Source organism: Mesorhizobium sp. WSM4312 (assembly GCF_002294875.1).
GTDB lineage: Bacteria > Pseudomonadota > Alphaproteobacteria > Rhizobiales > Rhizobiaceae > Mesorhizobium.
In genome coordinates this window covers 1-13,043 of the sequence record NZ_NSFU01000028.1, presented here as the reverse complement: position 1 = coordinate 13,043, position 13,043 = coordinate 1, and the positions used below count along the sequence as shown (strand labels likewise).

Annotated in this window: 11 protein-coding genes and 1 tRNA gene; 7 read left to right on the top strand and 5 right to left on the bottom strand. The window is 58.5% G+C overall.

Annotated elements, in window-relative coordinates:
- Positions 1 to 705: 705 nt before the first annotated feature.
- The 3 genes from CK228_RS31380 to CK228_RS31370 all read right to left on the bottom strand — a co-directional run bounded on the left by CK228_RS31380 (position 706) and on the right by CK228_RS31370 (position 3,402).
- A complete protein-coding gene (locus CK228_RS31380) occupies positions 706 to 1,590 on the bottom strand; it encodes an SMP-30/gluconolactonase/LRE family protein (protein WP_095790355.1) in 885 nt (294 codons plus the stop codon).
- 94 nt (positions 1,591 to 1,684) lie between these two features.
- Positions 1,685 to 2,455 carry an SDR family oxidoreductase gene (locus CK228_RS31375; RefSeq protein ID WP_245438155.1) on the bottom strand — a complete coding sequence of 257 codons (771 nt, stop codon included), beginning with the start codon at positions 2,453 to 2,455 and terminating at the stop codon, positions 1,685 to 1,687.
- 170 nt (positions 2,456 to 2,625) lie between these two features.
- Positions 2,626 to 3,402, bottom strand: a complete 777-nt coding sequence (locus tag CK228_RS31370; RefSeq protein WP_095790354.1) for an SDR family NAD(P)-dependent oxidoreductase — start codon at positions 3,400 to 3,402, stop codon at positions 2,626 to 2,628.
- A gap of 205 nt (positions 3,403 to 3,607) precedes the next feature.
- On the opposite strand from CK228_RS31370, the gene CK228_RS31365 reads away from it, so the two are divergent.
- Complete coding sequence (locus CK228_RS31365; RefSeq protein ID WP_095790353.1) at positions 3,608 to 5,002, top strand: NAD(P)-binding domain-containing protein; 1,395 nt, start codon at positions 3,608 to 3,610, stop codon at positions 5,000 to 5,002.
- Positions 5,003 to 5,011: 9 nt separating this feature from the next.
- Here CK228_RS31365 and CK228_RS31360 read toward each other — a convergent pair whose 3' ends face one another.
- A complete protein-coding gene (locus CK228_RS31360) occupies positions 5,012 to 6,085 on the bottom strand; it encodes a helix-turn-helix transcriptional regulator (RefSeq protein ID WP_245438154.1) in 1,074 nt (357 codons plus the stop codon).
- Between the two features lie 84 nt (positions 6,086 to 6,169).
- Here CK228_RS31360 and betI point away from each other — a divergent pair, with 84 nt between their 5' ends.
- From betI to CK228_RS35645, 6 genes are all read left to right on the top strand, one after another.
- Positions 6,170 to 6,799, top strand: a complete 630-nt coding sequence (gene betI, locus CK228_RS31355; RefSeq protein ID WP_095790352.1) for a transcriptional regulator BetI — start codon at positions 6,170 to 6,172, stop codon at positions 6,797 to 6,799.
- A gap of 114 nt (positions 6,800 to 6,913) precedes the next feature.
- Positions 6,914 to 7,723: an SDR family oxidoreductase gene (locus CK228_RS31350; RefSeq protein WP_095790351.1), complete on the top strand. Its 810-nt coding sequence runs from the start codon at positions 6,914 to 6,916 to the stop codon at positions 7,721 to 7,723.
- Between the two features lie 56 nt (positions 7,724 to 7,779).
- The gene (locus tag CK228_RS31345; RefSeq protein ID WP_095790350.1) at positions 7,780 to 8,715 is read left to right on the top strand and encodes an ABC transporter substrate-binding protein; all 936 of its coding nucleotides are present in this window, start codon (positions 7,780 to 7,782) and stop codon (positions 8,713 to 8,715) included.
- 79 nt (positions 8,716 to 8,794) lie between these two features.
- Complete coding sequence (locus CK228_RS31340) at positions 8,795 to 9,892, top strand: ATP-binding cassette domain-containing protein (RefSeq protein ID WP_095790392.1); 1,098 nt, start codon at positions 8,795 to 8,797, stop codon at positions 9,890 to 9,892.
- Positions 9,889 to 11,979 carry an ABC transporter permease subunit gene (locus tag CK228_RS31335; RefSeq protein WP_095790349.1) on the top strand — a complete coding sequence of 697 codons (2,091 nt, stop codon included), beginning with the start codon at positions 9,889 to 9,891 and terminating at the stop codon, positions 11,977 to 11,979. Before CK228_RS31340 ends, CK228_RS31335 begins: the two co-directional genes overlap by 4 nt.
- 216 nt (positions 11,980 to 12,195) lie before the next feature.
- Complete coding sequence (locus CK228_RS35645) at positions 12,196 to 12,672, top strand: hypothetical protein (RefSeq protein ID WP_210202910.1); 477 nt, start codon at positions 12,196 to 12,198, stop codon at positions 12,670 to 12,672.
- Between the two features lie 245 nt (positions 12,673 to 12,917).
- On the opposite strand, the gene CK228_RS31325 is transcribed toward CK228_RS35645, so the two are convergent.
- A tRNA-Asn gene (locus CK228_RS31325) sits at positions 12,918 to 12,992 on the bottom strand.
- Between the last annotated feature and the right edge of the window lie 51 nt (positions 12,993 to 13,043).

The following is a 13,043-nucleotide window of genomic DNA, read 5'->3' as shown; positions in this document are numbered from 1 at the left end:
AGCTTGCCGCACGTCTGAGCTTGCTGTTTCGACGCCTACTAACGACGCGGGCGCCTCAGCCCGATAAGCGTCCCCGCTAGCTGAAACGCCGTCAGGGGTTAATCCATGCTGACATGAATGCGCGAACCGTCATGTTATAATGCCTGTGGTGTTCATGGCATCCGCTCTGGCCTGCTGTGATGAGAAGAGGAGCGTTCACCACGTCCAGGATCAGCCGCCGCGCCTTACTCTTCCTTTCCGGTTGCGCAGTAGCCGCCTCGACCGTTCCAGCAAACGCTCACGATACAGACCTGGTGAGCCGTGACCGGCAACCATCCATCGACCTGCGAGCGCTGATTGAGGCGCACAAGACAGCGTACGCAGCGTTCGGCAAATGCCGTCTACAAAAGGGGCATTCGCAGCAGCGACCACTTCAAGGCTGGCCGAGAGGAGGAGGAGGCGCTACTGGCCAACTGCGCCTACCCTGCGGTCGGTGAAGGCGATCGCTTGGCCAAGGCCCGATATCTCTTGGAGATCGAGGCGCGCGGTGAGCTCGACCTGCCAGAACAAATGCAGGCACTTCTCCGTTCTACGATGTAATGGGATGACACTTCCCAGCGCGTAGACGGTCAGACCCAGAATGTCTGCAATGCGCCTATTCCGGTCATCGGACCTGCACTTTGTGTCTCACGAAAGCAGCCGGTCCGGTGACCCATCAGCAAAGGCCTAGAGGGCTAGAATAGGTTCGGGCAATCCAGCAATGTCAACAGACCGCATGAAGACTGCGCCACCGACATCGTTTGCCTTTGTCATCGCCGTCGTGCTGCTGTCCCAACCCGTAGTGACGCATAGGGTCTTGAGTTCTGGTCCCGCGAAACACAGGCTCGTGACAAAAGCGGCTGGCAAATAGAGTGACCGACGGAGTGTACCCTTAGGGTCGATGCATACGACCTTGCTGCCGCCATAAAGCGCACACCAGACATTGCCTTCGCTATCAACCGCAAGGCCGTCAGGCATGCCATCATTGTTCGCAAACGCGAAGAATACCCGACGGCCCGATATTGATCCGCTGTCATCAAGATCGTAACGGAGGATGCGGTGACCGACTGTATCACTGAAGTAGAGCCTGCGGTTGTCCGGAGAAAAAGCAGGGCCGTTGCATATGACAAAACCCTTGTCAGCTACTTCCCAGCTGGCGCTAGGACCCATTCTGAAAAATACAGCATTGGGGTCCCGCTCGGACACGTCGTACGTCCCGATCCAATAGCGGCCGGCGCGATCGACTTTGCCGTCATTGTAGACAAGGTTCGCTTGCCCATTCTTCGGATCGGCGAACGCGCGTGTTTTTTCCGTTCGGGTATCGAATAGGTGAAGCCCGTGATCGAGGGCGAGAAGCAGGCCCTTGTCCGTTAGGACGAGCGACCCGATTGTGTCGCCGAGATCGATCTTCCAGCTATCGACAACGCCGCTACCTTGCTTTTGTCGATGAACGGTCGGGCCATAGAAATCGATCCAGTAAAGGGCGTGCTCTACCGGATGCCACAAGATGCTCTCACCTAGGCGGTCGCGCGTCGGCGCCGAGATCGTCCATTCTGCGTTGTCCACGGGCATGGTCTAGTCCTCGGCGACTGATGGCGTTGGCGATCGCTTCACGCGCCGCTCGTCAAAGATCCTTACAAAGATGGGCCACCTGCCGACGAACTCCTCAGCTGCCGATGTGGAATGTCTCCGTGTGACCGTCGACCGCTATCGCCTGACCTGTCACCATCTTTGCCGCAGGGGATGCCAGGAAAAGGCACATGTCGGCGATTTCCTCCGGTTTGACAAGGCGCTTGATCGATTGAGATTGGACGTACTCCCTTTCCACGATATCGACAGTGACGCTGCGGCTCGCGGCTTCAGCCTTGATAACCTGTTGCATGCGCGCTCCATTGACGGAACCTGGGCAAATTGCATTGGCGCGTACACTGAAGGGGCCGAGTTCCACAGCGAGTGATTTGGTGAATCCGATCACCGCCCATTTCGCCGCGGCATAGGGCGTTCGAAGGCCGTAGCCGTAAAGGCCTGCTGTCGAGGATATGTTGATGATGCTGCCAGAACCTTGTGTCTTCATGACAGGCGCGGCACGCCGGGCACACAAGAATTGTGCGTCGAGACAGACGCCTACGCATTCCCTCCAGTCTTGAAGTTTGAGTGCCTCGACATAACCGGTAGGGCCCTTGGTGCCAGCATTGTTGATGAGAACATCCAGGCCTCCGAGATCGCCAAGGGCATCGTCGAACCAATCGTCGATCGCTTTCTCATCGGACAGGTCCACTTTTCTTGCTGCAATCTTGGGATATGTCTGCGCGACAGTTTGCAACGCGCGCTCATCGACGTCACAAATATGAACCTTGGCGCCGTTGTCGGCGAACGTCTTTGCGATAGCCCAACCAATGCCTGAACCTCCCGCAGTGATCATCACTCGCTGGACCATTCTTCCGTCTCCTTCGCAATGAACGATCGGCTTCCCGATCAAGGCGCAACCGATACCTCTAGGCGTATTCTGATCGTGGGCGTCAGCCTCGAACGACTGTCAACAGGCCGGCGAGCTTGGTGCGTTTTTGGGCATCCGGGCTGGAATCTCCTGGTGCGGCAGGTTGCCAGTCAGCGTGAGAGCTCACCGCCGTCCACCACGATATTGGACCCATTCACGTAGGAGCAGAGGCCCGAACAGAGCGCCACGGCGACGTACGCGATTTCCTGGGGTTGCGCGAAGCGGCCCATCGGGATGGCCGCCTCGTAGCCGGCGCGAATTGCCGCCGGGTCGGTGCCGGATTGGCGCGCTATGTTCGCCGTTGTTGTCGCAACCATCTCCGTATCGACGCTGCCCGGCGAGATCGTATTCACGCGTATTCCGCGCGGTGCGAGCTCACCCACAAGTGTATCGGCAAGCCTTAAGACGCCCGCCTTGGACGCGCAGTAGGCGCCCCAAAGAGGCCAGCCCTTTAGACCATACTGAGATGCGATAAGGACGAGATTGCCACCCCGACGCAGGTGCCGCGATCCTTCCCGCGCCACAAGAAAGGCGCCCGTCACGTTCACGTCGAGCACGCGCCGGAAGTCGGCTACGGGCATGTCGGCCAGGGGAGCGACGGCTCCGATGGCGGCAGCGTGAACGATGTCATCGATCGGCCCGTCGCCGGAAATCTTCGCCAAGACGCTTTTGACGGATTCCTCATCGGCAATGTCACAGCTGTGAACCTGGTCTGACGAATTGATATCAAGGCGGATAACGGTTGCCCCGGCTTGGTCGAACGCATCCGCGATTGCCTTGCCAATTCCGCGCGCGGCTCCCGTGATGACGGCGCGTCGTCCAGCAAGCAGGAGGGGCATCTGGAACTGCGAAGAGGACTTTTCCCGCGACGGGTTGTCGAGTGTCATTTGATGGCTCCGGCAAAACGATTTTGTCTGCAGCGGAGGCTATTTCACCAGTCGTTACCGCAACAATGGTGCCGACGGTCACTATTCCTTTCATCGCTATGGCTGACCTGCGGCGCCGATGGTGACCGTCGGCACCATTGTTGGCGTCTCGGGGCCTGAATTAGGGTCGTGCCACGATCACGATTGTCTTGCGGGAGCCATTGCCATGAAGCCAGATACCCTTCCCAAATGCTGCATTATCGGAGCAGGTTGCAGCGGGATCGTCACCGCCAAGGCTCTTACCCAACGCGGCATTCCCTTCGACTGGTTCGAGATGAGTGATCGCGTCGGCGGTCAGTGGGCATTCGAGAACCCCAACGGGAAGTCGGCGGCCTATAGGTCCCTGCACATAGACACCTCGAAGCTGCAACTGCAGTTGGCGGATTTTCCAATGCCTGCCGATACGCCGCACTATCTGCATCACACCCAGGTGCTTTCCTATCTGAAGGCTTACATGGATCATTTTGGTCTGTCCGGTAAGGTCAAGCTCAATACCGAAGTCGCCAAGGCCGAACGTGACGCGGACGGCATCTGGCAAGTCCGGTTGGGCGACGGTCAGACGCGCCATTATGATGCGCTGTTCGTGTGCAACGGACATCATTGGGATTCCCGTTTGCCCGAGCCCGCTTACCCAGGCAACTTCGACGGGGTACAGATTCATTCCCACAGCTACCGCGACCCCTTCACTCCCTTCGATTTCAGGGGCAAAAGCGTCCTGGTGGTCGGGATGGGCAATTCCGCCATGGATATCGCCAATGAACTGTCCCCACGCCATATCACGAAGAAGCTGTTCGTAAGCACCCGTCGCGGTGCGCACATCTTCCCACGCTTCCTACTTGGCAAGCCTGCTGACAAAGGCAAGCTGTATCCCTGGTTGCCGCTGTCGCTGCAGCGCTGGGTCGGTCGTCGGATTTTCCACTTCGCGGTCGGTCACATGGAAGACTTCGGACTACCCAAGCCGGACCATCGCGTGTTCGAAGCGCACGTCTCGGTCTCGGATACGTTTCCGACGCTGGTTGCTTCCGGCGATATTGAAATTCGTCCCGGCATCAGGGAGCTCGACGGGGATAGCGTCGTGTTTGAGGATGGACGCCGTGAAAAGATCGACATCATCGTCTGGGCCACGGGCTACAAGGTCAGCTTTCCGTTCTTCGATCCATCGTTCATCTCGGCGCCCGGCAATCGTTTGCCTCTATTCAAGCGTGTCCTTAAGCCCGGCATTCCGAACCTCTTCTTCATCGCCCTTGCTCAACCGAGCATCACCCTTTTCGCGCTCGCGGATCGGCAGGCAAAATGGATCGCCGCATACCTTGCGGGTGACTATGCACTGCCCACGGTGGAGGAGCAGAAGCGCACCATTGTCACCGATGAAAAGAAGCATATGAGCCGCTACTACGCGTCGGCCCGCCACACCATGCAGCTAGACCAGGACATCTATTTCTCGGAGCTGGAGAATGAACTCAAACGGGGCCGGAAGCGTGCCCGTTCGCTCGGGTTTGGCCGCACCCGGCTGCCTATCCCAAGGGCATCTGAAGTCGAGTTTCGCTCCGCAGCGGAGTGACCAGTACTGTCAGGCGCCAGTCGCTCGCAAATGCTGGACATAAGTGAGAAAGAGTTCGCGTTCGGTCGTGATATCGAGCTTCTGATATAGGCGCAGACGATGGTTTTTGATCGTTCCGCGCTTTACGCCCAGTCGATCCGCTATGCCGGCGATGGGGTGGCCTTCGAGCGTCAGCTCGACAATTTGCCGTTCGCGATGGGTAAGGGTGGAAAGCCAGGCATTGCGGTCGGCACGGGGCGCAGGCATTGCCGAAACTTCGACCTGGTCGCATTGGCCCCCTGGTGCTGCCCCGAAATCGGCGCCAAGGGGTGATCTGACGACAAGCCGACCATCGGGCAGCAGCGCTTGCCTTTTGCCGGAGCTGGCCAACTCGACCAGCGCCTCCACCAATCCTCCGTCTGGAGCGGCGACCAGTCTGCGCCACGCGCCGTTTGCGGCAAGTTCATCGCCGCGCCGGTCGAGTAATCGCAATGGTTTTTCAGTCGCGTCAGCGGCCAGGCCATGGCTGATGATCGCCTTCAGGTGGGCATCATGCAGCCCGGCCAGCAAAGGAAAAGCGTTGTCTATTCTTGCCAGTTCCGCCGCGGTGAACTCACCGACGGCACGGTCGACAATGAGCGTCGGACTGGCGCCGCCTATTGGCGGTAGAAACACCGCAATCTCGTCGCTGATGCTGGCGGCGCGCAGGAACTCCAGAGCGTAGCGGCTCTTCCACATCTCCGCCGGGGCAAGCCGGCGCAAGGAACACACAGCCGGCAAACCGACAGTTCGCCAATAGTCGTGAAATGGGTCGAGCGCATAGAGACCGGATGCGTAAGGTGCTGCAACTTCGCTGCGAATCTCGCGCGGGATAATCAGGTCCGGCGCTCCCGAATTCGAATACCGGACCAGGGAATGCTGATCGGCCTCGACCAAGGAGGTTATCACATCGAGCATTCGGTCGTAGAAATCTTCTTCGCCGATCGCCGCACTGGCGCGTCCGATTGCGGTGCAGAAACCAAGCTTTGCCATGCTGTTCGGCATTTCGAACCGACTCTGGCCGCGATCTGGAGCAAGCCTGCTAATCGGAGAATGAATATTCATCTCTCCTCCCTTGGCTCTTTGGCCTAAAAATTGGTCAACTGGCCAATTCTTGATCCTTTTGGCCAGACATGTCAATGTCACCCTATGAGCCTGACAAAAATCAGTGACATTCGGCGCCGCGAATTGCGGCACGCAGCGTTTGAGGTCCTCCAAAGCGAGGGGATGGCTGGCGCAACGATCGAGAAGGTTGCCCAGAAGGCGGGGGCCTCGAAAGGCATTGTTCATCACTACTTCAAGACCAAGCAGGAGCTCTTCGAGCACACGATGCGCCATTCGAATTCGCTGCTGCGCGACGAAGTCATCCGCCAGATGCGATTGGCACGTAGCCCCGAAGAACGACTGTGGGCGATCATTGCGGGCAATTTCAGCACAGCGTTCTTCACACCTGGAATCTGTCACGCCTGGCTGGCGCTCTGCGCTGAGGTTCCGCGCGAGCCGCAACTCGCGCGAATCCAGCGTGTCGTTCATGCCCGGATGCATTCGAATTTGATGAGCGCCTTGTCCGAGCTTGTTCCAGCCGATCAATGTGAAGCCGTCGCGCTTGGCCTAACAACGATCATCGATGGCCTTTGGCTGAGGCTTGGGTTGCGACCGGCAAGGATTTCCGCGCTCGAGGCCCTGGCACAGGTGAGCGACTACCTGACCCACCGCATCCCTCACATCCGTTGGGAAGAGCATTTGTCGCGGACAGATCCCGGCCGTCAGTTGGGCTGAAGGTTGGTCGCGTCTCGGATCGGCCTGCTCTGCGAATGGTGACCGTTGGCACCATTGTTGGGCTCTGGATGGCTGAATACGCTTTGAGGGAGCTCAATTCGAAGGAACGACATCATGGCCGCGCGGTTAGCCGGGAAAGTAACCCTCATCACCGGAGCAGCCTCTGGCATCGGCCGAGAAACGGCGAGGCTGTTCGCGCAAGAGGGCGCCACGGTGCTCCTCGGCGATATCGATAGCGGCCGCGGGGAGGCGGCGGCCGCCGCCATAGGAACATCTGCGTCATACGTCCCGCTCGATGTGACCAACGAGGATTCCTGGTCCAGCGCTGTCGAAACGATCGTGAAGCGTGCCGGCAGGCTCGATATCCTGGTCAACTCCGCGGGCATTTGGAGCGACGGTGATTTCATCACCTACTCGCTGGCAGAATGGCAGCGGACGTTTGACATCAACGCCACCGGAACCTTCCTCGGCTGCCGTGCCGCCGTGGCGGTTATGAAGGAAAAGGGCAATTCCGGTGCCATCGTCAACATCTCTTCGATCTACGGAAACATCGCTGCGGATGACGCGGTTGCCTATGCTGCCAGCAAGGGCGCGGTCAGGATGCTGACCAAGGGCGTCGCCATTTACTGCGCCGCGAAGGCGCTGCCCGTTCGCTGTAACTCGGTTCATCCAACCTATGTCGACTCAGAAATGCTTGCGAGCTTTGCCCAGGAGGTCGGCGGCCGCGAAGCGGCGGTGGCCGGTTTGAGTGGGGTGGTGCCGATGCGCAAGCTGCCGGTCCCATTGGACATCGCGGAAGCGATTCTTTTCCTGGCGTCCGACGCAGCGCGGCTCGTGACCGGGGCCGAACTGCCTGTCGATGGCGGGATGCTTGCCGGAATATTTGCGCCTGTCAGCGCTCCGACGCGCCATCTCGATGCATGAACACTGCGCAATCGGACTTCGACAAAAAGAACAAATGACAATGGGAGAAAGAAATCATGATCGGTCGTAAAATTGCACTGTGCACGGTGCCGCTTGCCGCAGGTCTCGCCATCGCCCCGCCGGCGATGGCAAAGCCGCTAGGCGACACGAATACCTCGATTAAGATCGCTATCAACGAATGGACCGGCCAGAACCTGTCCGCGCATATCACCGGCAAGTTGTTGGAAAAGCTCGGGTACAAAGTGGAATATATCACTGCCGGCACGTTGCCCCAGTTCACCGGTATCGCAAGCGGCAGCCTGTCCGTGTCGCCAGAGGTCTGGCCGAGCAATCTGGGTGATGTCTACCCGAAGGCCAAGGCCGACGGAAAGCTCGAGGAGATAGGCGAACTCGGCCTCGAAACAAAGGACGGGTGGCTCTACACCGCAGACACCAAAACAGTCTGCCCGCAATTGCCCGACTGGACTGCCTTGAAGGATCCAGCCTGCGTACAGGCGCTGGCAACGCCGGAAACGTTCCCGAATGGGCGCCTTCTGGATTACCCGGCAGATTGGGGATCGGCGAGCGGTCCGGAACTGAAGAATGCGGAGATTCCATTTACGCCCGTGCCAGCTGGATCCGAGGGTGCGCTCGTCGCTGAGTTGCAGGCGGCCGTGGCGGCTCACAAGCCATTGCTGATGCGTTTCTGGGCGCCGCATTGGGTGCTGGCCGAAGTGCCTGTGGAATGGCTCAAAATGCCGCCTTGCGACGAAAAGAACACCGCCGAATGCATCGTAGCGCCGCCGGTGATCAAGGTTGTGTGGGCCGGGTTCCACGAGAAATGGCCGGCCGGATATGAGCTGATGAAATCACTTCAGATCCATGCCGACGACCAGCAGAAGATGATCTATGCCGTCGACAAGCAGGGCAAGAATCTCGATCAGGCTGTCGACGGTTGGATCGAGGAGCACCAGAGCGACTGGCAGGGGTGGGTGAAGGCGGCTCAGAACTGATTTTGAGCGAGGCCAATCGCAGCCGTCGAAGCTGTGATTGGTCGTCATCCCTCCGCAACCGGTTGAAGAAAAGTTGGATATGACCAATCCTGATGGTGGATCGGAGACTCCGGGCAAGGCGACCGCCAAGCTCAGGTCTCGCAATCTTTGGAAGATATATGGGCCGCGACCGGCGAAGGCGCTTGAGCTGGCGTTCTCATCGACCGAGCCAGTCGCCGCGCTCAAGCGCCGACTGGAGGCGAGTGGGAATTTTCTTGCCCTGGCGGATGTCAGCTTCGACGTTCAGCAAGGCGAGATTTTCGTTGTCATGGGCCTTTCCGGCTCAGGCAAATCCACATTGGTCCGATGCCTGTCGCGCCTAGTCGAGCCAACACATGGTGAGGTATGGCTGGGCCAGGAAAACCTCCTGTCCGCCACCGAACGCCGATTGGTGGAAGTCAGGCGCAAAGTCATGGGCATGGTCTTCCAAAGCTTCGGATTGCTCCCCCATCTCAACGCACTCGACAATGTGATGTTTCCGCTGCGAATGGCGGGGATGCCGTTGGCCCAACGCATGAAAACCGGAAGTGAAATGATATCGCTGGTTGGGCTGCAAGGGCGCGAGCGCAGCATGCCGCACGAACTCTCTGGCGGTCAGCAGCAGCGCGTTGGCATAGCTCGTTCGCTCGCCGTCAATCCCGAGCTGTGGTTCCTCGACGAACCATTCTCAGCCCTCGATCCGCTCATCCGGCGCCAGATGCAGGACGAGTTTCTGCGGCTGCAGCGCATGCTGCAAAAGACGATTGTGTTCATCACCCACGACATCCAGGAGGCCTTTCGTCTGGCGGACAGAATCGCAATCATGCGGGAAGGCCGGATCATTCAAATCGGAACACCGGCCGAGATCATGCTTCACCCGGTCGACTCCTATGTGGCAAGCTTCACCGAGGAGGTCTCGCTGACGAAGGTGGTGACTGCTGGCTCCGTGATGGAGGCGATCCCCACCGACTGGACGGGCGGTGAAAATGTTCGCGAAATCGATGCGGCCGTGCCGATCGAGGCTCTGTTGCCTCAGAGCATTGCCGGCACCCGATCATTTGTGATTACGCGAGAAGGGGAAGGTCGGGTGGGCCTTTTGCGATCCGAGATCATCGCCAAAGTGCTGGCAAATGACACAATACAGCGGGGAGCAACGTGAGCGCTCACCAGGCTGTGTTTGCACCAAACGAAAGCTTGCCGATAAAATCGAGACAGCTGTTGTGGCTCGTCGTTCTGGCCTTCATCGCGGCTTGCATCGCAATGCGGCCTGCCTTGCCATGGCTCGTGACCTATCCAAGCTCTTGGTTGCTGCCAGTAGCATCCATCATAAACTCCGTCTTTGGTTTCCTGATTCCTTTGCTGACCCCAATCTGCGCGGTCTTGGCCACCATTTTGCGAGCAGCTTTGAATGCCTGCAGCGCAGCGCTCCAATGGATGCCTTGGCCAGCTATGATCCTCTTCTTCGCCGTCCTGGGTTGGTTGGCACGAGGTTGGCAACTCGCGTTGTTTACCACGGTAACGCTCGGTTACGTGGTGATGGCCGGCTACTGGGAACAGGGCATGAATACCCTGTCATTGGTTTCACTGGCGGTGCCGTTGGCAGTCGGCTTTGGCTTCCTGCTCGGTGTGGCTGCCCATTCATCGCGGCACGTCCGCGGCGTCACGATGGTCGTACTCGATCTGTTGCAGACGGTGCCGGCCTTCGCGTTCCTGATCCCGCTGCTGCTGCTTTTCGGTTTCGGACCGATCGTCGGCCTGATTGCCTGTTTTGTCTATGCAGTCGCCCCCATGGTCCACTGCACCATGCTCGGGCTTGAGCACGTTCCTCCCTCACTTGTTGAAGCGGGTAGCATGGCGGGCTGCACGCGCCTGCAACGGTTCTGGCATGTCATCTTGCCGACCGCAAAACGCGAGATCCTGACCGGGATAAATCAGACAACGATGGCGGCCTTCAGCATGGTCATCATGGCTGCCATCATCGGGGGATTCAACGATGTCGGTTGGGAAGTGCTGAACTCCATGCGTAAGGCAGAGTTTGGTCAGAGCCTCTTGTCCGGCCTCGTAATAGCGGTCCTGGCCATGGTCGTTGACCGTATCACCTTCGGCATGGCCCAGCCGCCGCGCGACCGAGCACCGACGATATTGCGAAAGGGTCTTGGAACTGCATTGATCCTGGCGGTGCCTCTTTTTGTTGCGCTCCTGTTACATGCCTCGCCATCCAGCATGGTCTGGGCTGATAGAGCGCAGGGGGTTATCGACCCGTCTGGCTTGAACCGGGCCGTTATCGGGCTGGTGCAAGAGTTCTCCGCACCGCTGGACGCCTTCAAGGGGTTCGTCCTGTATCATTTCATGTTGCCGCTTCGTATTGGTCTGGTTGGCGCCGTAACGCCCTTCACATGGGGGTTTGCCTGGACAGTTGAGGTCAGCACCATTTACTGCGGACTGTCGCTGGCGCTCGCGGTCTGGCTGTGGTTCAGAGGCCAATGGCAACTTGCCGCCGGCGTTTTGATCGGCTCGACATTGTTGCTGCTGGGCTTCAATGGGTTTCCTTGGCCGGCGTTTGTCATCGTCGTCACTGCTCTGGCGTGGTCGGTCAGTGGCCCGCGTCTGGCGTCTCTGGCGAGCCTCGGAACGTGCTTCATCATTGGCACGGGCCTTTACGGCCCGCTCGGTCAATCCCTCTATCTGTGCCTTCTTGCCGTGCTGATATGCATGTTTGTCGGCGGACTTCTGGGTGTGGCAGCAGCCAAGAGCGATCGCTTTTCCGCTGTTTTGAAGCCGGTATGTGACGCTCTTCAGACAATGCCGCAGTTTATATTTCTCATCCCTGCCTTGATGTTTTTTCAGGTGGGCGAACTCACCGGCCTGATTGCCATTGCGTTGTATGCGATCGTGCCGCCAATCCGGTACGTGGAATACGGGATAAGAAGCGTGCCAGCAGATCTTGTTGAGACATCGCGGCAGATCGGATGCACCGCATGGCAGCGTTTGATCCATGTCGAGTTGCCAGTCGCCAAGCCAGTCGTTGTGCTTGGTGCGAACCAGACAATCATGGCTGCCCTTTCGATGCTTCCGGTGGCGGCACTGGTCGGTACAAAGGATCTCGGACAGCAGGTCTATATCGCATTGAGTAAAGCAGACGCGGGCCTGGGCTTGGTGGCGGGCCTTTCGATTGCGTTCGTTGCGATGATTTCAGATCGCATCATGCGAGCGACGGTGTCAAAAGCCGGCGGTTCGATGGACTAGTTTGCTTTGGTGACAACAGCTTTTCGTGACGTCAATTCGAGAGAGCCGCCATGACTGTAGTACGCCTCCGGCGAGGGCCGCCTTGCACGAACATGGCCCGGTAGCGAGGCTCCGCTCTTGAGGTCGTCCTTACGAGCGTAGTCAGCAGCACAGCATGAGCCAGATGACGATATTGACCGGGCCGGAGCGCCGTCGTCGTTGGAGTGAAGAGGATCAGTGCCGGATACTGGCCGCGGCATTCGCGCCGGGGCCAATGTGGCGGCGGTGGCGCGTCAGTACGATGTCGCGACCAGCCTGATCTATAAGTGGCGCCGCATGGCAAGAGCCTGCGAGACGGGCTTTGCCGAAGTGTCGTGGTTTCCGATGAAACTGTCGCCGCTTCGGTACGGCGGCGCCACCAGCGGTGATCGAGCTGGTGATCGCCAGTCAAGGCGCGACTGCGGATCAAGTGCTGGATTAAGTTTGCTTTGGCGCCTTTTGAACAATCGCGAACTTTCGAATAAAATCCGCCGGTACGCACCACTCCCGATATCTCTTACCTTCCTCGGTCAATTCGTAGTGATCAAGGATCGACAAAGGAGAGGTAAATTTAACAGCCAGGATCGTTTTTCTCCGGCAACGAGATGCCCTCGTTTGCGTCCAAGGGGACCGTGGCGTCTGGCAAGCCCATTATCGGATCGCGACAACGAGTGATTCATCCTGTTGTGTCGCTTGGGAAGCGCGACAAACGAATTCAGTCGCGGCCCTGTATTGACGGTTACCGCCATGAAGGGCGGCTGCTCTTAGTATGCCTCGGAAAGGTCGCCACCCAAAGACAGCTAGATGATTCGCCTACCACTGGGCGAGATCGGTCCTCTAGCGAAACCAGTTTCTGTAGATATGCTGTAGATCAGCCGCTATTTGCAAATTTTCAAGTTCGGCTAAGTTCTTGAAATGATTGGCTCCCCGGGCCGGATTCGAACCAGCGACCAACCGGTTAACAGCCGGTTGCTCTACCACTGAGCTACCGGGGAACGGATGCTCTTCAGCAAGTGGCGCAGCCTATAGCAAACACCTTTCGGCTT